The 26,402-nt window shown below is 54.5% G+C and carries 17 protein-coding genes; 6 read left to right on the top strand and 11 right to left on the bottom strand.

What is annotated here, in order from left to right:
* The first annotated feature begins 9 nt into the window (after positions 1 to 9).
* Positions 10 to 879, top strand: coding sequence for a diaminopimelate epimerase (dapF, locus tag IY73_RS00860; protein ID WP_053961400.1), 870 nt, complete (start codon positions 10 to 12; stop codon positions 877 to 879).
* A complete protein-coding gene (gene hflX / locus IY73_RS00855) occupies positions 872 to 2,257 on the top strand; it encodes a GTPase HflX (protein ID WP_053961399.1) in 1,386 nt (461 codons plus the stop codon). Before dapF ends, hflX begins: the two co-directional genes overlap by 8 nt.
* Here hflX and IY73_RS00850 read toward each other — a convergent pair.
* Together IY73_RS00850 and IY73_RS00845 are read right to left on the bottom strand one after the other, a co-directional pair.
* Positions 2,243 to 2,503: an HPr family phosphocarrier protein gene (locus tag IY73_RS00850; RefSeq protein WP_053961398.1), complete on the bottom strand. Its 261-nt coding sequence runs from the start codon at positions 2,501 to 2,503 to the stop codon at positions 2,243 to 2,245. The two genes, hflX and IY73_RS00850, sit on opposite strands and share 15 nt — an antisense overlap.
* 116 nt (positions 2,504 to 2,619) lie before the next feature.
* Positions 2,620 to 4,689 carry a PTS fructose transporter subunit IIABC gene (locus IY73_RS00845; RefSeq protein WP_053961397.1) on the bottom strand — a complete coding sequence of 690 codons (2,070 nt, stop codon included), beginning with the start codon at positions 4,687 to 4,689 and terminating at the stop codon, positions 2,620 to 2,622.
* 441 nt (positions 4,690 to 5,130) lie between these two features.
* Between IY73_RS00845 and IY73_RS00840 the strand changes: the two genes are divergently transcribed.
* Complete coding sequence (locus IY73_RS00840; RefSeq protein WP_053961396.1) at positions 5,131 to 6,891, top strand: phosphoenolpyruvate--protein phosphotransferase; 1,761 nt, start codon at positions 5,131 to 5,133, stop codon at positions 6,889 to 6,891.
* Between the two features lie 45 nt (positions 6,892 to 6,936).
* Here IY73_RS00840 and lexA read toward each other — a convergent pair whose 3' ends face one another.
* On the bottom strand, positions 6,937 to 7,614 hold the full coding sequence (gene lexA, locus IY73_RS00835) for a transcriptional repressor LexA (protein ID WP_053961395.1): 678 nt from the start codon (positions 7,612 to 7,614) through the stop codon (positions 6,937 to 6,939).
* A 213-nt stretch (positions 7,615 to 7,827) separates the two neighbouring features.
* Between lexA and IY73_RS08445 the strand changes: the two genes are divergently transcribed.
* Positions 7,828 to 8,475 (top strand): LysM peptidoglycan-binding domain-containing protein, encoded by a 648-nt coding sequence (locus tag IY73_RS08445; RefSeq protein ID WP_199397491.1) that lies wholly within the window; start codon positions 7,828 to 7,830, stop codon positions 8,473 to 8,475.
* Between the two features lie 104 nt (positions 8,476 to 8,579).
* On the top strand, positions 8,580 to 9,065 hold the full coding sequence (nrdR, locus tag IY73_RS00830) for a transcriptional regulator NrdR (protein WP_053961394.1): 486 nt from the start codon (positions 8,580 to 8,582) through the stop codon (positions 9,063 to 9,065).
* 56 nt (positions 9,066 to 9,121) lie between these two features.
* Here the strand turns inward: nrdR and hrpA are convergent, their stop codons facing one another.
* From hrpA to IY73_RS00805, 5 genes are all read right to left on the bottom strand, one after another.
* Positions 9,122 to 13,033, bottom strand: a complete 3,912-nt coding sequence (hrpA, locus tag IY73_RS00825) for an ATP-dependent RNA helicase HrpA (RefSeq protein WP_199397490.1) — start codon at positions 13,031 to 13,033, stop codon at positions 9,122 to 9,124.
* A gap of 170 nt (positions 13,034 to 13,203) precedes the next feature.
* On the bottom strand, positions 13,204 to 15,318 hold the full coding sequence (locus IY73_RS00820) for a beta-glucosidase (RefSeq protein ID WP_053961391.1): 2,115 nt from the start codon (positions 15,316 to 15,318) through the stop codon (positions 13,204 to 13,206).
* Positions 15,319 to 15,540: 222 nt separating this feature from the next.
* Complete coding sequence (locus IY73_RS00815; protein WP_053961390.1) at positions 15,541 to 17,691, bottom strand: glycoside hydrolase family 3 C-terminal domain-containing protein; 2,151 nt, start codon at positions 17,689 to 17,691, stop codon at positions 15,541 to 15,543.
* A gap of 195 nt (positions 17,692 to 17,886) precedes the next feature.
* Entirely contained in the window at positions 17,887 to 19,998 is a 2,112-nt protein-coding gene (locus tag IY73_RS00810) for a beta-glucosidase family protein (protein ID WP_053961389.1), read from the bottom strand.
* A gap of 290 nt (positions 19,999 to 20,288) precedes the next feature.
* Entirely contained in the window at positions 20,289 to 20,879 is a 591-nt protein-coding gene (locus IY73_RS00805; RefSeq protein ID WP_053962626.1) for a peroxiredoxin, read from the bottom strand.
* A 124-nt stretch (positions 20,880 to 21,003) separates the two neighbouring features.
* On the opposite strand from IY73_RS00805, the gene IY73_RS00800 reads away from it, so the two are divergent.
* On the top strand, positions 21,004 to 21,954 hold the full coding sequence (locus IY73_RS00800) for a hydrogen peroxide-inducible genes activator (protein ID WP_053962625.1): 951 nt from the start codon (positions 21,004 to 21,006) through the stop codon (positions 21,952 to 21,954).
* 102 nt (positions 21,955 to 22,056) lie between these two features.
* On the opposite strand, the gene IY73_RS00795 is transcribed toward IY73_RS00800, so the two are convergent.
* The 3 genes from IY73_RS00795 to IY73_RS00785 form a co-directional block, all read right to left on the bottom strand.
* On the bottom strand, positions 22,057 to 22,986 hold the full coding sequence (locus IY73_RS00795; protein WP_199397489.1) for an SDR family oxidoreductase: 930 nt from the start codon (positions 22,984 to 22,986) through the stop codon (positions 22,057 to 22,059).
* 195 nt (positions 22,987 to 23,181) lie between these two features.
* On the bottom strand, positions 23,182 to 23,874 hold the full coding sequence (locus tag IY73_RS00790; protein ID WP_053978669.1) for a GNAT family N-acetyltransferase: 693 nt from the start codon (positions 23,872 to 23,874) through the stop codon (positions 23,182 to 23,184).
* Positions 23,874 to 26,402, bottom strand: a complete 2,529-nt coding sequence (locus tag IY73_RS00785) for a DEAD/DEAH box helicase (protein ID WP_096334755.1) — start codon at positions 26,400 to 26,402, stop codon at positions 23,874 to 23,876. Before IY73_RS00785 ends, IY73_RS00790 begins: the two co-directional genes overlap by 1 nt.

Here is a 26,402-nt window from a genome sequence, read left to right as displayed (position 1 = left end):
GCTGTCTGCATGATCTTTCTTAAAGCTCACGGAACGCAGAACGACTTCGTTGTTCTTCCCGATCCAGAGTGTGCACTGCGCCTCAGCGCCCCCTATGTTGCTCAGTTGTGCGATCGACGCGCAGGTATCGGTGCCGATGGTGTCATTCGCTTGAGTCGCGCTAAAGATTTGCTTGTAGCGGGGGAACTCGCGGCATTGCCCACCGGAGTCCACCCTGATGAGTGGTTCATGGATTACCGGAACGCGGACGGCAGTATCGCCGAGATGTGTGGAAACGGTGCTCGTGTCTGTGCACATGTCCTTACCGCTCGCGGTTTTTTGCCAGCAGATACCGAACAGGGGGCATTCGGAACTCGGGCGGGCAGGAAAGAGTTCCACATTCACGAATACGCGGATAATGGCACCTGGGCCGATGTAGAGATCGCGATGGGGGAAGTTGAGCTGATGGGAATCTCCTCGGCAGAGTTCGCCGGTCAGCATGTCGCCGGGCTCGCGCTTTCTATTGGTAACCCGCATCTTGCATGTGTCCTGTCGAACCTCACTGCGGAACAGCTGGCCGCGATGGATTTCCGTCAGCCCCCAGAGCTCGATACAGAATTTTTCCCGGCAGGAACCAACCTAGAGATTCTTACCCCGCTTGTAGACGGACATACCTCCATGCGGGTCTATGAACGTGGTGTGGGAGAGACTCAATCCTGCGGTACTGGTACTGTCGCCAGTGCCTTTGCGGCCCTCGCTGATGCCGGTATAGAAAATGGCGCAGTCACTATTTCTGTCCCCGGTGGTGAACTCCAAGTGAGATTTACCCCGGAGACTAGTTTCCTCCGCGGCCCATCCGTCATCGTTGCTGAAGGAGAGTACCTCGAGCCTTATGCGTGAACCAACCCGCGGTGAAATGGAATTGGAGGAGCGATCCTCCTTACGCCATGTGGTGGGTCTTTCCACCGAACTCCAGGACATCACCGATGCCGAGTATCGAGAGCTTCGTTTAGAGAAAGTCGTCTTGGTTGGTGTCTGGACCGAGGGGTCAGTTGCACAGGCTGAAGCGGCTATGGCTGAACTAGCGGCACTTGCAGAAACTGCTGGAGCTGCGGTACTCGACGTGTTGATTCAGCGGCGTGATAAGCCGGATCCTGCCACTTACATCGGATCGGGAAAAGTGCGGGAAGTAAAGCAGGTGGTCGATGCGCTCGGCGCAGATACCGTCATCTGTGATGGTGAACTTTCTGCAGGTCAACTCATTGCGCTAGAAAAAGCCATTAACGTAAAAGTAATTGACCGTACCGCGCTCATCTTGGATATCTTTGCCCAACATGCTTCCTCCTCAGAGGGCAAAGCACAGGTCACACTGGCACAGATGGAGTACATGTTGCCTCGCCTGCGAGGTTGGGGTGATACTCTGTCGCGGCAGGCGGGTGGTCGCGCTGGTTCCAACGGCGGTGTCGGCCTGCGTGGTCCGGGTGAAACCAAGATCGAAACTGATCGACGCCGCATTCGGCATCGTATGGCCAAACTGCGCCGTGAGCTGGCGGAGATGAAAATGTCTCGACAAACCAAGCGACAACGGCGGCGTGCGGGGGATACCCCCTCGATTGTCATCGTGGGATACACCAATGCGGGTAAATCCAGCTTGCTGAACCGTATTACCGGCGCCGGTGTGCTCGTCCAGGATGCCCTCTTCGCGACGTTGGATCCCACCACTCGTCGTGCAGAGCTTCCCGACGGTCACTCAGTTGTCTTGACTGACACTGTCGGATTCGTTCGCTACCTTCCCACCCAACTCGTCGAAGCTTTCCGCTCCACGCTGGAAGAAGTAGCTGATGCTGACATTATCGTGCAGGTTGTCGACGGCTCCGACGACTTCCCGCTGCAACAGGTCGAGTCAGTCAACGATGTGTTGGCGGATGTGGTTGCGGAATATGGGATTGACCTACCGCCGACCGTCATTGTTATCAATAAATGTGATGCAGCTGAGCCGCTGACGTTAGCGCAATTGCGGAGCGAGATCCCGGATGCTGTTTTCGTGTCTGCACGCACAAGGGAGGGGATGGACGATTTCCTAGTGGCTCTCTCCCATCTACTTGATGAACGTGAAACCACCGTTCACGCGCTTATTCCCTATGACCACGGTGAGCTCGTCTCCCGCTTGTATGAACATGGGCGGGTGCTTAATGAAGAACACGGGCCCGATGGGACGACCATCGAAGCCCGTGTTCCGCGCGCGCTAGCGCAACAGCTTGAATTATTCCGCGTCTAGGTCCTGCGCAACCAAGTCGGCGATGGCGTCCACAGCGGCGACATTCTCCGACTCAATGGTGACGGTCTGGCCATGTTCCACGCCGAGGCTCATGATGAGCAGTGCGGAAGTGGCATTCACTGGTTCTTCGCCGTCAACTGCGATGGTGATTTCTTCATCAAACTTGGCAGCAGCATCGGAGATAATGCCGGCCGGGCGCGCGTGAAGGCCAATAGCGGAGCCAACAACAACATCTTTCGCAGTCATAATTCCTCAGGTCTCTGTGAAGCTTCTTGCAATGATTCTACTTTACGCAAGGGTGAGGGCGAAAAATGGCGAACGGAGCCACCATATTCACTCTCTCGGACATCTCGTCAACTAACTTATGCTGCCGCCGGTGCGGTTTTATGGCCAGCATTCTTCCTCCTCAGCACCGCTTTCAGGAAGATGACGACGATAGTAGTCGTTGCGGTTCCGGCCGCCACGGCAGCAAGGAATCCTAACGGGTTGTCCATAGCAAAGAGGACGAAGATTCCTCCATGCGGGGCTCTACACCCAACGTGGAGAGCCATAGAGAGACCACCCGCAACTGCTCCGCCTAGCGTAGTGGCGGGGAGAACACGGAGTGGATCGGATGCAGCGAAAGGCACGGCCCCTTCCGTCACGAAAGAAAAACCAAGCAGCCAGGCCGCTTTACCGTTCTGCTGTTCATTGGAGGTGAAAAGATGCTTGCGGATGACGGTTGCAAGAGCGAGACCTAGCGGAGGTACCATACCAGCCGCCATCGTCGCTGCCATGACGGAAAAGGCTGCTCCTGATTGCGCTGCTAAACCAGCGGTGGCGAAAAGATATGCAGATTTGTTGATCGGCCCACCTAGGTCGGAGCACATCATGACGCCCAGAAGAACTCCTAACAGAACTGCTGAGGTATCGCTCATTCCAGCAAGCCACGTTTGGAGCCCGCTCATGGCCCACGCTAGGGGTTTGCCTAAGCCAAATACCATCAGAGACCCCACAATGAGGCTGCCCAAGAGCGGCAGAATAACGACCGGCATGAGTGTTTCTAGCCACTGCGGGACGGGGATCAGTCGGAAGAGCAGTACGACTAAGCCAGCGAGGAGACCCGTCACAATCCCACCCAGGAAACCGGCTCCGAGGAATACAGATACTGCACCTCCGACAAAGCCTGGTGCGATTGCTGGACGCCCACCTAGCCCGTAAGCGATGTATCCGGAGAGGACCGGAATAATGAAACTCATCGCCATCTGTCCTAAGGCGTAAAACACCGAGCCGATGTAGAGCGCTACGCCACTTCTACTCGTTGTGAGCTGTAAACCATGGCGGTCTCCAACCAGGTAGCTCATCTGCGGTGGAAGATCATTCAGGGAATAGTGGGTGAGCACTTGCCGAGCCACTCCTCCTACTTCATATCCTCCAATAAGGAACCCTAAAGCGATGAGAAGGCCTCCGGCAGCGATGAACGGGATCATGTAGCTGACCCCTGTCATTACCGCTTGTCCAATTCCCGAGAGCTTTCCTTGCAGAGATGCAGGAATGCTCTTGATAAACGTGCTACGGGTTCGGTGGGGGCGGTTTCGGTGGGCGCTCTCACTGTCGAAACCTGCTTCTCCGCGGGAGAGGCGGGCCAGTTCGACTGCTTGCTGGATGACAGTATTGGGGGAGTTGAGAGCTTGTCGGACACCGACGGAAATAGAAGGAAGGTTGACAAACCTATCCCGACCGCGAATGGCCACATCGGACGCGAAAATAACGACGTCGGCATTGTCGATTTGCCGGCTTGTTAGCTGTGTATCGTCTCCTGCCCCTTGTGTCTCCACATGCAGCTCGACGTCGGGGAAGTGGGATTGAATGGCTTGTTCAAGTGCTTCCGCCGACATATAGGTATGGGCAATTCCGGTGGGGCAGCCGGTGACCGCAAGAAGCTTGATTTTGTGATTACATGCGGGGGTAGGCGGAAGGAGTGGCCCCGAGTTACCTAGGGGGCCGTTGAGGAGTCGGAAGACATCTGCGGGCTCTTCTGCTTCATGCAGTTGTGCCAGCACTTCATCATGGACAAGAGCACGCGCTAGGCGGGAGAGTAGCTTAGTGTGGCTGATGAGTCCGTCGAGCGGTGTCGCCAGCATGAAGATGAGATCGGCTGGCCCGTCAGTGGCACCGAAATCGACAGGATGGGACAGGCGTGCGAAGACAATGGTGGGGAAAGCAATAGCTTCCGTACGGCAATGGGGAATTGCGATGCCGCCCGGAAGCCCCGTGGCAGACTGGTTTTCCCGTGCCTGGAGATCTTGTGTAAGTTGTTGTGCGTCACCAGATCGGCCGATGTCTTCGACGCGCTGAGCAAGAGCGGTGATGACGTCACTTTTCGTGGCCCCGAGATCAACGTCGAGGAGGACGGCATCTGCCGACAGAATGGTGAGGAAGCTAGGCGCCATGCGGTTGTCTCAAGCCTTTCTGTCTGAGTGATTTATGCGTGCGGTGCCGGCGCGTCGCGCGTACTACCTACGGGGTCGTGGAATGCAGGGGAGCGGCAACCAGGGAGGGGATTAGCTGCTTTTGTCACTTGTAAGTGAGACCTTTGCCCACCTCGACAACGAGAAATGAGGCAAGGAGAGAAAAGGGTTCGCTCATGGTGGACATCATCAGATATTCCGTCAATCATCTTACTGAATCGTGCCGTGCTCGTCGGAAAATGAGGTTGCAGCAACTGTTGCAATTGCTATTGAAAAAAATCACAGTTGTCGCTAATGCAGCAATTTGACCGGGTAGCAAGGATTGGGCATATTTAGGGGTGTAAGACATCCGCCCAGCATGAGGCCCCGTCGCTCATCGAGTTATGAGAGGTTTCCTCTAAGAAACACCGAGGAAGAAGTGCGATGAAGGTGTATATGAACAACGCCGGACCAACCAATGGCCAGAGCAGAGCACTACAAGGTATTGCCGTAGTACCTGGCGTCGTTAATGGGTCCGTTGCGTGGTTCCGACATGGGCCAGAACTTCCCCGGCGTGGCTACCGAGTTAAGGTTGCTGATCGTCCTGCGGAACTTGAGCGGTTCCATGACGCCCTCGATGATGTTGCGACAGGATTACGTGAGCAAGCGGATCGACTGACGGGAGTTACCGCCGACGTCATCCGATCGAGCGTCTATTTGGTTACTGACCGTGGATGGGTCGGACCGGCGGAACGCGATATTACCGCTGGTATGACTGCGGAAACAGCCACCGGTCACCAGATTGGTCGTTTCATCGAACTGCTGGAACGACGTGGCGGTTTTGCTGCAGAACGGACGGCAGATCTCCGAGATATTCGTGATCGCATTGCTCGACGTTTGCAGGGGATTGACGAACCAAGTCTTCCCAAATTGACCCCCTCTTCTATTCTCGTCGCAGATGAACTTGCACCTGCTGATATTGCGGCAATCGATCCGAATTCAATTGGTGCAATTGCCACGATTCGTGGCGGTCTTACTGGGCATATCGCTATTGTCGCTCGTCAGTTGGGTATCCCATACGTCACTGGTGTGATGGATCTAACTGTCTTGTCAGAGGGGACGAGTGCGCTGCTGGATGGTGTGCGTGGTTTGGTGATTGCTAATCCCCCCACCTCCGTCGTTGCCCAGCGTCTCGCTTCAGATGAGCGTCATCGCGAACAGGTAGAAACATGGTCGGGTCCTGCACAGACTCGCGATAAAGTGCCGGTTTCACTGCTAGCAAACGTGCAAGATGAGAATACTATCGACGAAGCTCGCCATACCATGGTGGACGGAGTGGGTCTCTTCCGCACCGAGCTCTGTTTTATCAACCGGAGTGTTGAACCTAGTGTCGACGAGCAGGCCAGTATCTACGAAAAGGTTTTTCGTGCATTCGGAAATAGGGTGACCATTCGCACCTTGGATTCTGGGTCTGACAAACCTCTGAAGTTTGCGCATACAGGGCGGGAGGAGAATCCAGCCCTAGGAATGAGGGGAGTGCGCATTGGACTGCAGAATGAGGATCTTCTCATTCGCCAACTTGATGCAATTGCAGAGGGCGCGCGCCGGGCGGGTTTGTCGGACGATACTGCACCGCGAGTAATGGCCCCCATGATTTCACGAGTGTCCGAAGCGCGGCATTTTGCGGCGATGGTACGCGAGCGCGGCCTTATTCCGGGCATTGTCGTGGAAGTTCCGGCGACCGCGATAATGGCTGAGATGTTCATGCGTGAGGTCGATTTCTGTTCCATTGGTACGAACGACTTGATTCAGTACACTATGGCGGCGGATCGTCTCTCCGCCGACCTTTTTGAACTTACAGATCCCTGGCAACCGGCAGGTTTGCGGCTGATCAATAGTGTCATTGAAGCGGCCAAGAAGTGCGGTAAATCTGTCTCTATTTGTGGCGAGTCAGCTAGTGATCCCTATCTAGCGCAGGTTTTCGTGGGGATGGGTGTTGATGCTCTCTCCATGGCTCCAAACGCAGTACCTGAGGTGGGCGTAGTCCTCGAAAAATGGGATATGCACCATTACCAAGAGTTGGCCCAGGAAGTTCTTAAGGCTGAAGGCGCGCACCATGCTCGCCGTATTGCCGCAGACTACTTCGCTCAGCTTAAAGAGGACGAAGGTGCTGTCGGTGAACTCTCAGAGGAGATGACAGGATAAATCGCCTGATCCTGTCATCTGGGTAGGTCGATCGCTGTAGGCTCGCTAGACCTTGCGGAGTACTGCAACGACTTTGCCCATAATGCGGGCGTGTTCACCGGGGATGGGGTCAAAAACCGGATTTTGCGGCATAAGCCATATACCGGTGTTGTTGTGGACGAAAGTCTTTACCGTTGCCTCTTCGTCAATGAGGGCCGCAATAATGTCGCCGTTGTCTGCGACATTCTGGGAACGGACGATAACCCAGTCGCCATCACAGATCGATGCGTTGATCATCGACTCACCTACTACCCGCAGCATGAAGAGATCGCCGTAACCTACTACATCGCGGGGGAGGGGCATAACATTTTCAATGTTTTCCTCCGCCAGGATCGGAGCACCGGCGGCGATACGACCCACTAGAGGGACGAAAGCAGCGGTATCGTCACCATTGGTATCGGTGAATGTGGAGCTAGATGTCGGTTCCTGCGGGACGTGCTCTACGTCTACTACCTGCATTGCCCGAGGTTGATTGGGGAAACGCTTAATGAAGCCGAAGTTTTCCAGGTTGTCGAGTTGGTAGGACACCGATGAGGTGGAGTTGAGACCAGTCGCATCGCAGATCTCGCGAATGGTGGGAGGATAGCCACGTAAGTCATTGGCATCTTTAATGAAGTCGTAGATGCGGCGTTGACGGTCAGTCAGATCGTGATAGTTCGGACGTCGGCGGGATGCGGCTGCCATGACTGACTCCTCTGCTGGTCAAAGTGGCTTACTTCCAGGTTACGGACGGCATCTATCAAAATCAAACATTTGTGCGAATGTCGGTTGTTTTCTTTATTTTGTTACAGGGCTTTGATACAACAACGGTATCTCCATAATAGTTCGTACACATGTTCGAATATGAGCTATACTAATTCTATAGCCAGCAACGACGAAGGGAAAGAGGTCATAGAAATGGTGACGATATCTTCCTTGCATGGTACTTTAGCACTGCGTTCTACTGAATCCGATAGTGTGCCCCATTCGTTAACGCTAGATAATGCGTTCGATAGGGGGAGGGGTTATGTCACCTTCTCCCGCAGTGGTCGCAGCATTCCGCTCCGGGTGACTGTTCCCGCAGATTCTTCCGCTGTAGTTGCTGCTCAGTCACGTGTGCAGTCCCCTTCATTGCGGCAACGAGCACGTCGTGGATCGTTTGTTTATGAGCGTCCGCGACGTGTCCGTACAGCTCGTTCTCAAGTGGGAGTGGTGTCTCCTTGTGATGACTCCGCACTATCGTCGTCCGCGGTAGTTCAGCGTTCTTCTCTCGGTGCTCTACGCAATCCGGTGTGGGGGCAGCTGGCCATTATCGTCGTGCTGATGGTGACTCTTGGCGTACTCGCTTTTACAATTGCCCAATTGGTTGGTGATCCGGCGGCGTCTATCCCGACGTCTCTCACGACTATCAGTGTGCGTACTGGAGATACGCTAGGAAGCATCGCGTCCCACTATGCTCCTCGCGCAGATACTGCTGCTGTTATTGATCGAATCCGTGATCTTAATGAACTACAGTCGGCTGCGCTCCTACCAGGACAAGTTCTAGTGGTTCCTGTGGGTCTGTGACTCAATATATTGATCCTGAGGCTTATAATGGTCAGCGGACACCTCCAATAAAGCTGTAGTAGTGTCCACATCCGCCGTTTGGGTATGTGAGAGGTAGAGCCGCAATGCGCTGTCCGTTCTGTCATTCGCCGCAGTCCCGTGTTGTCGACTCTCGTTCCATTGACGGTGGGAAAATTATCCGACGACGCCGTGAATGTCTTAACTGCGGAAAACGCTTTACCACCCATGAGACGGCTATCCTCAACGTCATCAAACGGAGCGGTTTGTCCGAACCATTCTCTCGAGACAAGGTGTTGCAAGGTGTTCGCCGTGCCTGCCAAGGACGAGATGTCTCTGAAGACGAACTCAAGTTACTCGTCGAAAAAGTAGAGGCCAATGTTCGATCAACAGGTGCATCCGAAATACCTTCACACGAAGTCGGCCTCGCGATCCTTGGGCCACTCCGAGAACTAGACGAAGTTGCCTACCTCCGTTTCGCCTCGGTCTACAAGTCTTTCACTTCTCTGGAAGACTTCGAAGAAGAAATGGCAGCTTTGCGGCACGACCATGGACACATTGGTGCAGGTTCCACCGGATATGATGACCTTTAAACCACATATCGTCAGTACAAGATGAATGATGTCCCCGTGTACTCGAGGTCCTACACCTACAGTGAGACCTGCACGGGAAGTACAGCAATTTCCTGCATAAGTTTCTTTTCGGAGACTTTCTCCACCGTTCCTAGCTGCTGCGCAAAGGTGCTCACTTTAAACTCCTCATACAGCCAGCGCACCTTTTTCACAGCGAGCGAATCCTCAGGTGCAGGAGCCCCACACTTTTCCCACAATGCATCCTCGACACGGTAGAACGCCTCCACCGAGGCAGACCACGGATCCTCCCACTCGCCGTCATACAGTACGGCTTTGCCAAGACGCTCCTGGGCGGCCTGCAAGTACCGAGGAATGTGCTTCACACGAACTGCCCCATGCGCCGTGACGAAACCTGGCGAGGTGAGCCACTCCACCTGCTCACGAACATCTTGCACAATCCCCTCCCCATCCGGGAGATTAGCCAGCACCTGCAGACGAGCTTCCACTGCTTGGGCAACGAGTAACGCAATCGCACGCTCACGAGGGGGAACTTTCTCAGCTGCACTCTGGCGCAAAGAAGAGTAACCGTCCAGCGTGCGGGTCGGAGCCCCAGCCTGCACAACAATATCCCGCACTGCGCAAAGGTGACAATCCTCCCGGAGAGACTCCTCACCTCCGGGATAACTCCGCAATGCCATGCGCTGAACCTGGGGAATACCATTAAAGAGTTGACGGCGAGCATGCGGAAGCTCAGCAAGTAACAACGCTATTAGTGCTTTATGCTGCGCCACCTGCGCCGATGTAGCACTCGGATAAGCATGAACATGCCATCCGTCCTTTTTCCGTAGTAATGCAGGATATGCAGTGACGTCACCCTGCGAGATCTGCGGCAGAATATCTCCAATCTCCTCGGTCCATGCAGAAAAAGGACCCTTCTCCACTGTACGGAAGGTCGAGCTAATTGCTTGGGCGCTAGTGCCCTGTTGCCTGCCCTGTAGTTCTTGCACGTTTCGCGCTGTATCAATAGTGCGTCCCCGCTCGTCCACGGCAACAAAGCGTATGCACAAATGCTGAGGCAGCTCCGCAGCAGAGATGACAGAGAGCGGGACAGCCACTCCACGCACCTGATGCAAGGCTTCCTGGAATGCCTGCCGGAAGTCACGTGAGTAATTTTCTACTATGGTTCCCGCCATGGCCTGGGCTGTCTCAGGAAGGGGAATAAACATACGACGATATTCTTTAGGCAATCCCCGCAACAAAGCAAGGATGAGCTCCTCCCGCATCCCCGGCACTAACCATGTGAAGGGTGCGGGGGATACCGCAGGAAGCTGTGCGAGCGGAATAACCACCGAAATTCCGTCTTCCGCAGAACCCGGTTTAAAGGCATACTTCAAAGGGAAGCCTGATAGCTCATCAGGATAGAGACTGCTATCCTCGCCGGCTGAAGTGGCAGCCCTGATGTCTTCTTCTGAGAATTCCAGTGAAGCTCGATCAGCAGCACTGGCTTGGCGCCACCATTGGTCAAACTGCACCTGTGACATGATCTGTTCAGGTACGACCTTGGCAAAGAGCGTCGCTAAAGCCTCTTCGTCGGCCACGCTTCCACGCTGTCGTGCCTTTTCTTCATAGTCCTGTAAACGTTGGATCGTGGCATCATTGACAGCAGTAAAAGGATACTGTCGGTCCCAATCACCCTGGACCAGCCCGTGTAAAAGAAAAAGGTGGCGCGCAAGGTCAGGGTCAATCTTGCGGTACGACACGAGCCGATCGACCACCAGCGGTACTCCCCATAAACTGGTGGTCTCATAGGCCTGCACCTCACCTCGCGAATGCGACCAATGTGGTTCTGAGTAACGGCGGGAGAGTGAGGCGCCAGCGGCTTTTTCCACCCATTCAGGCTCAACGGTTGCTACCGTGCGGGCCCACACGCGAGACGTCTCCACAATCTCATAGGCCATGACGAAGCTGTTCTTCCGCGCGACACCGCTACTCGGGAAAATAGCGAATCGTTTTCCCCGTGTACCCTGGTAGTCTCGCGTTTCGCCGATGCGTGAACCAATATGGCTAAGAAGCCCAGCCAATAGTGCACGATGGATGTCGTCCTCTTGGACCCCGCCTTTCTCCTGATGGGGGACCCACGACCATTTCAAGTCCCGGCATATTTCGCTCAGCTGTTGGACGAGATCGAGCCATTCCCGGTAGCGCATCCAGTGGAGAAACTCCCGTCGGCACAGTTTGCGGAATGCTGAACGAGAGAGTTCGTGCTGCTGCTCACGAAGGTAATCCCAGAGCTGAAGATAAGAAAGAAAATCACTTTGTGGATTGCGGAAACGTGCATGCAGTTGGTCCGCCTCCTGCTGCTGCTCTGTCGGCCGTTCTCGAATATCTTGGAGGGAGAGACCAGCGACAATAAGGAGGACGTCCCCTAGGATGTCACGGCGCTGTGCTTCCACCAGTATTCGGGCAAGACGCGGATCGGTTGGGATGCGCGCCATTGTCCGGCCAGTTGCCGTCAAAGCCATATCGTCGCGTAGTGCACCCAACTCGCGAAGGACCTGGACGCCGTCACGGATAGAACTCAATTCGGGGGGATCAAGGAAGGGGAAGTCCTCCACCGATCCGAACCCAAGGTCAGCCATGCGGAGAATGACGGCAGCCAAATTCGTGCGGAGAATCTCGGGTTCGGTATAAGCCGGACGAGCCTCAAAGTTTTCCTCGGAGTACAGTCTTAACGCAATACCATCTGAAAGGCGCCCGCAGCGCCCCGAACGTTGGCGTGCAGATGCTTGTGATATTTCTTCTATAGGGAGGCGTTGGATTTTCGTCCGATGAGAGTAGCGGGAGATGCGGGCAGTACCAGTATCGACAACATAACGAATCCCCGGCACCGTGAGCGATGTTTCTGCCACATTAGTAGCTAATACAACCCGCTGTATGTCATGGGGTTCGAATACGCGGTGCTGTTCCGCAGCGGAAAGACGCCCGAAAAGTGGCACAATGTCGAGGGCGGGGAAACGCTGCTGACGCAGTGCTTCCTCAGCTTCTCGTATCTCCCGTTCTCCCGGAAAGAACGCTAGAATATCACCGCCTTCTAGAGAGGACTCGGTATAGAGTTCGGTAATGGCGTCCACAAAAACATCGAGGGGATCGTCGTCGTCTTCACCCGGTCGATAGCGGATCTCAACAGGATATGTTCGCCCCGATACCTCAATGATCGGTGCAGGCTCACCCTCCACCGCGAAATGCTCGGCGAAACGTTCCGTCTCAATCGTCGCAGACGTAATGATGACATGCAGGTCGGGGCGCTGAGGCAAAATCTGTTTGAGATATCCCAAGAGGAAGTCGATGTTGAGACTTCGCTCGTGTGCCTCGTCGATAATGATGGTGTCGTAAGCGCGTAGCAGCCGGTCATGGTGGATTTCTGCTAAGAGAATGCCATCCGTCATCACCTTAATGGAAGTGTCTTCCGAGACCGTGTCTGTGAAGCGAACCGAGTAGCCGACTAATCCACCTAGCGGGGAATCGAGTTCGTCAGCGATACGTTCTGCTACTGATCGTGCAGCAATTCGACGAGGCTGTGTATGCCCGATAATGCCACTTGCACCCCAGCCTAGGTCGAGACAGAGCTTGGGAAGCTGCGTCGTTTTACCTGAGCCAGTTTCACCTGCGACTACGACCACTTGGTGATGCAGTAGTGCCTCACGGATATCCTCTAGCCGGGAGGTAATAGGTAACTGATCAGGGTAATCAGGATGGGGAAGGGCCGCACGGCGAAGTTCGAGGCGCAGTTCTGCGCATTCAAGATCATGCTCAATTGCTGCACAGGATTTGAGCGAGCGGACTTTCTGGAGTCGACGGTGCAGCTGGTTGTAGTCCCTCAGCATGACATTCTCTCCAATGCCAAGACGGCTGAGAAGACGATGCCGGTACTGCTGAACGTCTGCAGGAAGCGGAGCAGATGCGGAAGTACGACGCCGATGCTGGGACATAAACTCAGATTACCCGTAGTGAGGGATGCAGGTGAAAGAGCCTGGCAGGAGAGATCGGTAGTTAAGATACTGGTGGCCTCCTGCTTTTGGGGGTAGGAGACCACCAGGTAGGGGATAGCGGATGAGCTCAGACCATGCCACGAGTGTGTACTGGAATGGTCATGAGTTTCTTAACGTACCGTGTAGTTCAGCGTGTAGGGAGTATCCTTCACATTCGATCCTAGGTAGATGCGGTAGACACCTGGCATGACCACGAACTTGTGGATGGTGCTGTTCCAGTAGCTGAGCTGTTGTGGCAGCACTGTAATCGTGATCGTCTTCGACTCGCCCGGCCGCAGATACACCTTCTGGAAGCCGCCGAGTTCCATCGGTGGAACTGGCACACCCTGATTGCGTGGCTTCCCCACGTAGACCTGGGGGACAGTCGCCCCAGGTCGCTTACCCGTATTGGTGACGGTAAACGTTACCTTAATTGGTGCGTTGGCGGCACCGGAGGTTGTCTGCAGGCGTGGTGCCGAATATGCGAACGTGGTGTAGGAGAGACCGTAGCCGAAGGGGAATAGTGGTACTTGGTTGTGGGCCTGGTACCAGCGGTATCCAACATAGATTCCTTCACTATAGGTGGGGGTGAGACCAAGCGGACCGCCCGGGAACTGTGCGAGGGTGTGTGCAGGCCACTGGCCGTCGGTCGTGGGGAATGTCTGCGGAAGGTGGCCAGAGGGGTTCACATCACCGTAAAGGAGTGCGGTGGTGGCTTTGCCACCTGCTTGCCCGGGCTGCCACATATTCAATACTGCGGCGACTTTCGGTAGCCACGGCATGGCAATGGGACCTCCGGTATTAAGAACGACAATTGTGTTCTTGTTGGCAGCAGCGACTTTTTCGATCAGCGCGGTCTGCTCAGGCAAAAGGTTGATGGTGGTGCGATCCTTCGCTTCCATGGTGAGGTTGGTGACGAAGACGATGGCCACGTCGGCCTTCTTTGCTTTCTGCGCAGCGCTGAGGAGGTTAAGACCAGAGGAGAAGGTAACCTTTGCGCCACGTGAGCGCTTCGTAATCTCGCCGAGAGCTGTGTCTGTTTCAGTAGCGGAAACGTTAGAGGAACCACCGCCGCCAACGGCTACCTTGGCAGGCTCACCGAAGATGGCAATGTGTCGGGCAGTGCTCGTCTTCAACGGCAAGGCACCATTCTTGTTCTTCAACAGAACGGCACCTTGTTCCGCGATCTTCTGTGCCGCAGCATTACCGCGTGCCACGTTGACAGGATGAATCTTCTTCGTGCGGTCGAAGAGGCCGAAGCGGAACATAACGGTGAGCGTCTCCTTGACGCGTGCATCGATGTCCTTCTCGCTCAGTCGACCTTGCTTGATAGCGAGTCGTACGGTGGGTTCGAATGACGTGAAGGTCTGTGGCATCTCGACGTTAAGACCATTCTTGAAGTCTTCGGTAGACCACGATGCGGGGAAGTCTGTGACGACATAGCCGTCAAAGCCCCAGGCATGACGCAGGTATTTGGTGAGCGTGTAGTAGTTGGAGCATCCGTGTGTACCATTGAGGGCGTTGTAGGCGCACATTACAGAGCCAGGATCGGCTTGCTTGACGGCCATCTCGAACGGCTTCATGTAGATTTCGTGCAGAGCTCGTTCGGGAACCCGAGAATTGCCAATATTGCGAGCAGTCTCCTGGTTGTTCACCACGAAGTGTTTGAGCGTGGCGATAACGCCAGCAGACTGGATGCCTTTCACATTGGCAGTGGCCATCGTGCCGGACAGGTAGGGGTCTTCGCCGTAGTATTCAAAGCCACGGCCGCCAAGCGGGTTACGAGCGATATTGAACCCGGGTCCATAGAGCTGATCGGTGCCGAGTGCGCGGGCTTCTTCGCCAGCTACTCGACCTTCGAGCTGTGCAATCGCGGGATCCCATGAGGCGGCGTAGGCGAGTGGGGCCGGGAACTTCGTTGCAGGGTCGGCGCCATTGCGGACGCCGGCGGGGCCATCGGATTGGACAAACTCAGGAATGCCGAGTTCAGGGATGGGAGGAATGTAGCCGATGGCCGGGGTGTGCGGGCCGGAAAGCTTGGTTCCGGAGAGCATATGAATCTTTTGGGAGAGATTCATTGTCGAGACCAGCTTGGCAGCGCGCTGTTCTGGGCTGAGAGAGGTGTTCATCCAAGGCCGAGCCGGGGTAGCACCAGCGCTACCCATAAGAGCAGGGGTAAGGGCAACGACTGCGGCAATGCCTAGCGTAAAGAGTCCTCGCGCAGTGTTTTTCTGTGGTGTAGACATAGGGATAACACGTCCTTACAGTGAATCATTGGTCACCTTTAAAGTTATTCCCTTTGGGACGTAACGGTAGGTAATCGTGACGATGATTTACGCTCTTCCGCACTATAAGCAACAGCCGGTGGCTACTTTGAAACAAGCAGTCACCGGCTGTTAATTGAGCTGATGTGAGGACACATCCGAATTAGACCTATCCCGAGGGGGTATTAGCTAACTCGGAAGGTGTTACCGCACTGTGTATGTGAGATAAAGCGGGGTGTTGTCGACGTTCTGGCCAATGTAGATCTTGTAGACGCCGGGCTTCACGACAAACTTGTTCAGTTGGTCATTCCACACGGAGAGCTGCAGCGGATCAATAGTGACAGTAACGGTCTTGGACTCGCCCGGCTTCAGGTGCACCATTTGGTAGGCGCCAAGTTCCTTCACCGGAACCGGTAGACCCGCCTGGGGCTTGCCAACATAGATCTGTGCGGCAGAAGAGCCAGCACGCTTGCCTGTGTTGGTGACAGTGAAGCTCACCTTAATAGGTGTGTTCTTTCCACCTGAAGTAGCAATGAGGCGCGGTGCAGAGTACTTGAAGGTGGTGTAAGAGAGGCCGTATCCGAAGGGGAAGAGCGGACGCAGGTTCTGCTTCTGGTACCAGCGGTAGCCGATCCAGATACCTTCGGTGTAGTTGACGTTCATGCCGAGACCATCACCGGGGAATTGGCTGAAGGTGTTAGCGGGCCACTGACCGTCAGCTGCCGGGAAGGTCTGCGGAAGGCGGCCGGACGGGTTGACGTCGCCGAAGAGCAGGGAAGCAACTGCAGCACCACCGGCTTCACCGGGCTCCCACATGTTGAGGACACCTTCCACCTTGTTGAGCCACGGCATAGCGACCGGGTAGCCGGTGTAGATTACGACGATGGTGCGCTTGTTGACCTTGGAGACTGCATCGATGAGGTCCTGGTCAGAACGGCTCAGCTCAATAGTTTCGTTGTCAAAGGCCTCTGCAGAGGACTGTGCAACGAAGACGAGGGCGGTATCAGCCTTCTTGGCGCTGGCGACAGCGCCGGCGGTGTCATCGGAGGCGTTGTAGGTGACTTTCGAGCCCTTTGCCCGCTTGGTGATTTCTGCTAGTGCGTTGTCCTGACGGATAGCTTTGGTAGCAGAGGAACCGAACTGGTCAGCGAAGGCGCGAATGGGATCGCCTGTGACAGCTTTGGTGTCCTTAGCCGGGTTGCCGATGACTGCAATGGTCTTGCTGGAGGCAGTAGAAAGTGGCAGCGCGTTGTTCTTGTTCTTTAGCAGAACAGCGCCCTTCTGGGCAATTTTCTTGGCTGCCTGGTAACCGCGTTCGACGTTAATGGGGCGAACCTTGTGATCCCGGTCGAAGAGGCCGAAGCGGAACATGACGGTAAGGGTTTCCCGCACACGATCATCGACGTCTTTTTCAGTCATCTTGCCAGCAGCGATAGCGGCACGGATGAAGGGTTCACGAGTCATGCCGTTGAAGGGCATCTCAACGTTTAGACCGTTCTTGAGGTCCGTCGGGGACCAGGAGGCTGGGTGGTCGGTGCCAACGTAACCCTTGAATCCCATACGGTGGCGCAGTGATGTCATCAGGGTGTAGTAGTTGCCACATCCATGGACACCATTGATCTGGTTATAGGAGCACATCACGCCGCCGGGATTCGACTCTGCAATCGCAATCTGGAACGGCTTCATGTACATCTCATTGAGGGCGCGCTCAGGCACGTTAGAGGAGCCGAAGTTGCGGAGCATCTCCTGGTTATTGGCAACATAGTGCTTGAGGGTAGCAATGACCTTGTTGGACTGAATGCCCTTAACGTTGGCGGCAGCCATCATGCCAGACAGATAGGGGTCTTCGCCGTAGTATTCAAAGCCACGGCCACCCAGCGGGTTACGGGCCAGGTTAAAACCAGGGCCATAGAGCTGGTCGGTACCGAGAGCGCGGGCTTCCTCACCAGCTACGCGTCCCTGTAGGTAGGGGATGGACGGATCCCAGGATGCAGCGTAGGCGATGGGGGAGGGGAACTTGGATGCAAGGTCGTCACCATTACGGACACCAGCGGGACCATCGGATTGGACGAACTGTGGTACTCCCAGTTCGGGGATTGGGGGAATCCAACCGATGCCGGGGATGGCCTTATCTCCCTTGAAGATTTTCTGGCCGTGTGTCATATGAACTTTTTGGGAGAACGTCATGGCCTTGAGAAGTTTGTCGGCACGTTGCTCGGGAGTGAGTGCGGTGTTCATCCACGGGCGGACTGGGGTGGCATTAGCGCTTCCCATGAGGGCCGGGGTGAATGCCAAGGCGGCGGCGATACCCGCTACAGAGAGGGATCGTAGCGTTTTCGTCCAAGATGCGGTCATATTGTTGCACGTCCTGTTAGGTAGATCGATCAAGTCAGCTTCTAATTTACCGATTGTGTTTTTTCAATTTGGGAGAATTGTTGTTTATTGCCTAGTAGCGCGCAGGAGTCAAGCGGACTGCCCAAATACATCTGATGTCCCTCCCCAAAAAGAGGAGGGACATCAGCAAAAAACTATTTAGCGAGAGAAACAGGTCTACCGCACCGTGTATGTGAGATAAAGCGGGGTGTTGTCGACGTTCTGGCCAATGTAGATCTTGTAGACGCCGGACTTCACCAAGAATTTCTGCAGTTTGGAATTCCACACAGAGAGCTGCAGCGGATCAATGGTGACAGTAACCGTCTTCGATTCGCCCGGCTGCAGGTACACCTTGGTGAAAGCACCCAGCTCTTTCTGGGGAACCGCTAGCCCTGATTTTGGCTTCCCCACGTAGACCTGTGCAGCACTAGCACCTGTCCGCTTACCGGTATTAGTGATCGTGAATGTCACCTTGACTGGTGCAGACTTACTGCCGGAGGTGGCAGCAAGGCGCGGTGCAGAGTACGCGAAGGTGGTGTAGGAGAGGCCGTATCCGAAGGGGAAGAGGGGGCGCTTATTCTGCTGCTGGTACCAGCGGTAACCCACCCAGATCCCCTCGCTGTAGTTAACGTCTGTGCCAATCCAGTCACCCGGGAACTGGGTCATCGTGTTGGCGGGCCACTGACCGTCAGTGGCAGGGAAGGTCTGCGGCAGGCGACCAGACGGATTGACGTCGCCATAGAGCAGCGCAGCGGTTGCTGATCCACCGGCTGCGCCCGGCTGCCACATATCGAGAACACCAGCAACATCGTTGATCCAAGGCATGGCGATGGGGTTACCAGAGTTAATGATGACAATCGTCTTCTTATTGGCTGCAGCTACCGTCTTAATGAGGTTCTCGTCTGCTGGCTTGAGGTTCAGCGTGACGTTGTCAAAGAGCTCAGTGCTAATCTTCTCGACGAAAACCAGCGCAACGTCGGCATCTTTGGCATTATTAGCTGCACCGAGTGGGTCGAGTGAACCGTTGAAGGTTACTTTTGCTCCCTGAGAACGTTTGGTGATCTCGTCGAGCGCGTTGTCACGCTTCTTTGAGATGACGTTGGAAGACCCGCCACCTCCCAAAGCGAGACGGGCAGAGTCACCAATAACGGCAATCTTACGGGTCGTCTTGGGGTTCAGAGGCAGAGCATTGTTCTTGTTCTTCAGTAGGACAGCACCGTTCTCAGCGATCTTCTGTGCTGCTTGGTAACCACGTTCGACATTAATCGGGCGGATATCCTTCTTTTTGTCGAACAGACCGAAGCGGAACATCACGGTGAGGGTTTCCTTGACACGCGTATCAAGGTCTTTCATAGTGATGTCACCGCGATCCAGAGCAGCCTTTACGAGTGGCAGAGAAGTGCGGAAGGTACCCGGCATTTCAATGTTGAGACCATTCTTCAGGTCGGTGACATCCCAGGATGCTGGGTAGTCGGTAACAACGAGTCCGGTGAATCCCATACGGTCACGAAGATTGGTAACAAGGTTGTAGTAGCTGGAGCACCCGTGTTCATGGTTGATGGCGTTATAGGAGCACATGACGGCGCCGGGCTGAGAATACTTGATAGCAATCTCGAATGGCTTCATGTAAATCTCGTGGAGAGCGCGATCCGGAACGTTAGAAGAACCCAGCATACGGTTAGTTTCCTGGTTGTTCGCTACATAGTGCTTGAGGGTAGCGACGGTCCCTGTCGATTGTATAGCTCGGACATTGGCGGCGGCCATGATGCCAGAAAGATACGGATCCTCACCGTAGTATTCGAATGTACGGCCAGCCAGCGGGTTCCGGGCGATATTAAAGCCAGGTCCGTAGAGTAGGTCGGTGCCAAGATCTTGTGCTTCCTCACCAGCAATGCGACCTTCCAAGGCCGCAATGCTGCGATCCCACGATGCTGCGTAGGCGATAGGGGAGGGGAATTTGGTAGCGGGATCGGTGCCATTGCGAACACCCGCAGGACCATCTGAGTGGACAAAGTCCGGAATTCCGAGTTCAGGAATGCCTTTCACGGTGCCAACGGACGGGATCGGACCTTTGCTCGTCAACACACCGTGCACGAGGGTAACTTTTTGCTCGAGGTTCATCACCTTTAACAGCTTTTTAGCACGTTGTTCGGGGGTAAGAGCGGTGTTCATCCAAGGGCGAGCGGATGTAGCGGCAGCGCTTCCGGTGAGTGCTGGGGTGAGCGCTACTGCCACTGCTGCACCCAGGGTGATGAGGTTCTTCGTCATCTTCCGAGTTTGGTTTGTCATGCGGGGACTTCCTGCTAGAGAGCGAGTGAGAACATGTGGTCATATGACCGATTCTCAGGGGATGCTATTAATTTAACGATTCAGAGAGAGTTTTGTGCACCACTTGCCACGTGTTGATAGATGCGAGACGAGAGTGCCAAAATCGCACCAAGAAATACTGATTGACATAGGGATACTGTTTACTTATAGCGGAAAAGAAGTGGCAAAAAATGGCAAGAAGAAGGATCCCTTACTGATTGTAAGGGATCCTTCTTCTGTTGTCTTAGTGGGTTTTAACCGAAGGCGACGACCTACTTGAAGACGGAGGAAACAACGTCTAGCTTGTTGATGGTGGGATCGTTCTTCTTCCAGTCGCAGCCGCAGGGGCCAGCAGTCTGCAGAGCATCGAGGACGCGCAGAACCTCTTCCACCGAACGGCCGACAGAGTCGGGAGTTGCGGAGACGTACTGAATCTTGTTCTCGGGGTTAACGATGAAGGTCACGCGGTCGGCAACGCCATCAGCGTTTTCCACACCGGTGGCCTGGACAAGCTCGTGCTTGATATCAGCAAGCATGGGGAAGGGGATCTCGAGCAGCTTGTCGTTGGTGGCACGCCACTGGAAGTGGGAGTATTCGGAGTCGATAGAAACACCGAGTACCTGGCAGTCGCGATCGAAGAACTCATCATTGAGGTCACCGAACGCCTTGATCTCAGTCGGGCAGACGAAGGTGAAGTCCTTCGGGTAGAAGAAGATGACGCGCCACTTGTCATTGTAGCTGTTGTTGTCGATAGTCTCGAAGTAGTCCTCGGGATTGTCGGCGTCAATATCGTGCAGGTTTCCACCCTTAAGTGCGGTCAGGGAGAACTCGGGGAATTCGTCATCAATAGTAAGCAGAGCCATCTTGTACTCCTTCTGGTGAATACCAATACATTCGTCACCATGTTCTGGTGATTCCTCTTGGCTTTTATCTTTCATGCTTGAAATTAAAAAGTCAAGACTTTTGGAGTGTATTATAATAATCATTATGGCTAATCAATCATATCAACCGACTATCGCGCACCTGAGAGCCTTTGTTGCTGTCGCGCACCACCGTCACTTTGGTGCTGCAGCGCACAGTCTCGGAGTCTCACAACCGTCACTGTCGCAGTCCCTTGCAACCTTGGAAGAAGGCATCCACCGCACCTTGATTGAGCGATCGACGCGACGTGTCATCGTCACGCAAGAAGGTGAGTCACTCCTCCCGTATGCAGAGGCTGTTATCGCTGCAGCCGATCATTTCCGATCTGCGGCACAGGGCCTCGGACACGGTCTGGAAGGTGATCTTTCCATCGGTCTTATTCCTACCGCGGCACCTTACATTTTGCCCCAGATTCTGGGTCTTACAGCCCAGCATTACCCAAATCTTTCGGTAACAGTAATCGAAGACCAGACGGCACGCTTGCTGGAAAGCTTGCGGGCTGGCCGTATCGACGTGGCATTGTTGGCGCTTCCTCTGGGAGAGACGGGCTTCAACTCGATTACTCTTTACCAAGAGGACTTCGTGCTAGCTGTTCCCAAGGGGCACCCCCTCGAAGGTCGTAAAGATCTCCCGACAAGTGTGCTGCGTGAGGTGCCTCTCCTGCTTCTTGACGAGGGACATTGTTTGCGTGATCAGACAATTGATCTCTGTCATTCTGTGGGGGCTATAGTGGGCAAATCTAATACGCGCGCTGCCTCTCTTCCCACTATTTTGCAGTGTGTCTCCGCAGGAATGGGTGCCACGCTGATCCCTGCTTCTGCGATTCCTGTGGAGGGCTATATGAAGGGAATCGCAATCGCACGATTTGCAGACCCGGTACCGGGTCGAAAGATGGGCCTTGTCTATCGCTCGTCATCGACTCGTGGGGGAGACTGGGACTCACTCGCACGCACTATCGGGGAAGCATTCGCGAATACAGTCGGAACGACGCACGAGAAGGTCGCTCGCAGCCGGTAAATCTCTAGGCCATTGATTGACACAATGCCATGAAAGATGGGGTGGGCGGATCATCTGATCCGCCCACCCCATATCTGTTAGGTGAGGAAAGAGCTCAGCTAACTATTTGCGGCCAGTGAACTCATTCATGCCGTCATTAATGCCAAGGAAGTTTGCCATAGCGTCAAACCAATGTGTAGGAAGAACACGCATCAGCGAGGTGTACTTCACCAGCGGCGGCATAAAGACTTCCTGCTGTCCAGACTCAATGCAGGCAATGATCTTGTCGGATACCTCTTGCGGCTTGAGAATGGGCAGCAGCAGCGGGATACGTGTCTTCACACCATCGAACATGCCGGTGGAGATGTAGTAGGGGCAGACAGTGAGGGTCTTCACGGCGGACTTGTTTTTCGCCAATTCATTGCGGAGTGACTCCATGAAACCTCGTGCACCCCACTTGGATGCTGCATAATCAGTCATCAGAGCAGGTCCGATAGTTCCTGCGGCAGAGCTCAGCGTAATGATATGGCCGTGGTCGCGGGCAACCATACCGGGAAGGAACTCGCGGGTGACGTAGAACAGGCCGTTGAGATTGATGCCGAGAGTACGGTCAATCGCTTCGTCGGAGAGTTCAAGCAGAGGAGCACCGGATACCACACCAGCGGAGTGTACGAGAATATCGACCTGGCCGAATTCATCGAGCACTTGCTTTGCCGCAGCCTTCACGGCCTCACGGTTAGAAACGTCCACTTGGTAGCCTTTAGCAGTGCACCGCATCTGCTGCAGACGGGCAACAGTGTCATCAATACGGTGCTGGGTAAAGCCCCAAATAATGACGGCCTTTGCACCACGACGAGCGCACTCTTCCGCCATTAAACGACCAACACCGTTAGATCCGCCAGTAATAAGGACGACGTGTCCGGCAATGGCAGTGCCGTCATTCATCGTTACTTTCTTCATGAGGTTCTTCACGACGTTCTTAATCATGGTGGGTCCACCATTCTTTACCAGGGGCAGAACGTCCTTGATCACCTGCATTGGTACGTGTCCCATACTGAGCCCTTTCGACAGTGATTATCGTTACCGTTTTCCACTAAATGCGCGAAGTAGAGAGGAGTTTTCTCCTTCTGGAAACGATTGTAACGAGCGAAAGGCGTGTAGGATGAAACCCCCAGACATGACTTAGCGCACACTTGCGAAACAACCTGCAGAGTTTTACACGCCAACTAAATAGCCCCGTAGAAACGATTAAGAAAAGCGGCTGAAAGACACCATTGTGGTGGTTCGTGGCAAGCAGTAGCATCGTCCTCGGATAAAACCGTTGTGCAGGTAGAACCCTACCAACTCTTCCCTGCATTCCAGCGTCAGCAGAAGGTCCTTTCGGGGAGGTTGGTGGAGGAGCTGTGCGGCGACACCGAAGCCGCGGAAAGCTGGTGCTACCGCCAGGCTGGAGAGGTAACATTGTTCCTCAAACCCGCGTGCATTTTTTGAAAGAAAAGCTTCAAAGTAGTAGCGCCAAAAGTGTTTTCCCAATGTACGCCACATGATTGGTAGCGTCACAACAGACTTTGTGACCATCCTGCCGAAGTGACGGCATTGTGTGAGGAACGCTCCACCTGCGGATGCATGCTTCCCCGCAGGTGCGCCCTCCACCTCCCAAATGGCAGCGCCGGCAACGCACTCAGGGGTCGTATGCATATCCGTGGAGCTGGCCTCTGTAGCTGTTACCGCCACCATCAGAGTGCCAGCTGCGTATGCATCTTCAGCCCAAAGTTGAATGAGCGGGAGAGCACTTTTAGCCCGATCCTGAGAATGTGGAAACAGCCAGATGAGATAGGGCTCGACCGGCCCAAAGGAGTCGGCAATGATGTTTGCTGCGGTCGCTACCTCTTCATGACGAGCTGGACGAATGCGGAATACTGGAGTGATGTGAGAACTCATTAATGCGTTAAATCCTTAATCTCGAGGGACTGAAAGTGTACTTCTCCGTGTTCATCGGACAGAGTGCTATCGACGACTGCATCGATGACCCACGAATGGTCCCCTTCCGGATCGCAGATGGTTTGGCGAACGTCCCATGTTGCTCTATCTGGGGAAGGAGTGATGGTGATGAAACGAGCACTACGGGCGTCGCTATCGGTCATGATGTCGTCGTATTCGGCCCAGTAGTCTTCCGTTTCCTGGTACCAGTCGGGATACTCCAGTGAGATCCTTTCATCGAGTTGGGTAAGAGTTTTCGTGTCATCAAGAGCGAGTAGAGAAACATGTCGGAACATAACAGTGCGGATGAGGCGTTCGAACAAGTAGCGGTTCTCGGTGAGGAGTGGTGGGGGAGCGGTAGCATTGCGTTCTTCCTCGGTGGGCACTCGACCGGCCTGTAGAGCTTCCCATTCTGCGAGCAGTGAATTGTCAATTTGGTCCACGAGCGCCCGTAGCCAGTCGAGAATGTCGCGCAGCTCGTCGGTGAGTGCATCGTGCGGAAGCAACCGTCGGAGTGTGTTATAGCAATCGGTAAGGTACCTCAAAACAGTTCCCTCGGCATGGGAAATACCGTACGTGGCAATGAGATCGCCAAAAGTCATCCCATTCTCCACCATCTCTCGGACAACTGATTTGGGGCTAAGATCCCATTGCTGCGCCCAGGGGTGCTCCTCTCGGTAGTTCTCCAACGCAATGGAAAGCTCTTCCGCAAGCGGCTGTGGCCAGGTTATCTCATCAAGCTCGGCCATCATTTCCTGGTAGCTCACTCCGTCTTCTCTAAGTAGCTGAGCACGGGCATGACGGAGCTTCTTTTGTTGTGCGTAGAGAACCGGATAGGGACTTTCGAGAATTGCCTCGACAATGGAGAGTACCTGTAGCGGGTAGTCGGCTGCATCGGCATCGAGAATGCTCAGATAGGCTAAGGCAAACGGGGATAGCGGCTGATTGAGTGCCAATTCATGGGGGAGATCACCACGAATGTGAACCCATCGTCCATCCGCATAGGGCTCGTCTTGGTGTGTCACCACACCAGACTTTTCTAGACCGCGGAAGAGAGCAAATGCCTCGAGAGCAAGTTTCCGCTGTTGTGCTCGGCTGACATAACTATGTGTGATGAGATGCCGGACAGCTGAGAATAAACTCCCCGGCCGCTCAATGAGTTGAAGTAGCATACTCGCCGTCATCTGCATGCGAGGAACCAAGGTTTCTGCAGGGGAAGAGGTGAGTTTTTCGAAAGTCGTCTCATTCCAGCTAACGACGCCCGGTTCTTTCTTCTTCTTTTTCGGCTTTTGGCCTTTCCGAGTAGCTCGCAGCGCGTCAATTTCTTCAACCGGAGCCTGTACGATAACGAGGCCTTCAGTGTCGAACCCAGCCCGTCCCGCCCGACCGGAAATTTGTTGAAACTCGCGGACTTTGACAATGCGCTGACGATGACCATCAAACTTGGCCAAACCGCTGAACACAACAGTGTGGATGGGCACGTTGATGCCCACTCCCAATGTATCTGTTCCACAAATGACAGTGAGCAGGCCTTGTTGGGCAAGCCGTTCGACGAGCCGCCGATACTTAGGGAGCATCCCCGCATGATGGACACCCACGCCGTGCAGCAGCAGCGTACGCAGCGAAATTCCGAAACTAGTAGAGAATCGGAACCCACGTAGTGCTTCCGCAATGCGGGCACGTTGCTCCTTTGGGATAAGGGCAGTAGCTTTCAGCTGGTTGGCATAGCCGATCGCATCTCGTTGGGTAAAGAACACGATGTAGAGGGAACCTAAACCCTCGTTCACAAGAGACAGGACAGACTCATTGAGTGGAGAGCGCGAGTACCGATAGGTAAGGGGCACTGGTCTCTCCGCACCAGTAACCTCCGTGACAACCCGGCCTGAACGCTCGTACAGTCCGTCTTTCCACAGTGTCGTGTCACCGAGTGTGGCAGAGAGCAAAACAAATTGAGTATGGGGGAGTTCGATGAGTGGTACTTGCCATGCCCAGCCGCGATCTGGGTCTGCCACAAAATGGAATTCGTCCATGATTACAAGCCCGGCCTCACACTTTTCGCCTTCGCGGAGGGCTTTATTCGCCAGGATCTCGGCAGTTGCACACACAATAGGTGCGGAAGGATTGACGGTGGCGTCTCCAGTCATCATCCCAACGTTTTCGGATCCAAAGACCTCGCACAGTGCGAAAAATTTCTCATTGACGAGCGCCTTAATCGGTGCAGTATAGAAGCTGACCTGATCATGCGTCATCGCCCACCAGTGAGCAAAGATGGCTACTAGGCTCTTCCCCGATCCAGTAGGGGTCGAAAGGATAAGGTGATCGCCAGCACTGATGGTGAGAAAAGCTTCAGCTTGAGCAGGGTAGGGGTCGATGCCAGAATCGGCAAGATAGCGTTCAAAACAGTCAACGACGGACGTATCCAGCAGTGATACAGGGCAATCTATAAGTTCGGGAAGATAGTTGGACAGAGTCGGGGTCGAAGAATCCAC

Source organism: Lawsonella clevelandensis (assembly GCF_001293125.1).
Lineage (GTDB): Bacteria > Actinomycetota > Actinomycetes > Mycobacteriales > Mycobacteriaceae > Lawsonella > Lawsonella clevelandensis.
The sequence above is the reverse complement of the archived record's forward strand: the minus strand, read 5'-3'. Positions and strand labels throughout refer to the sequence as shown.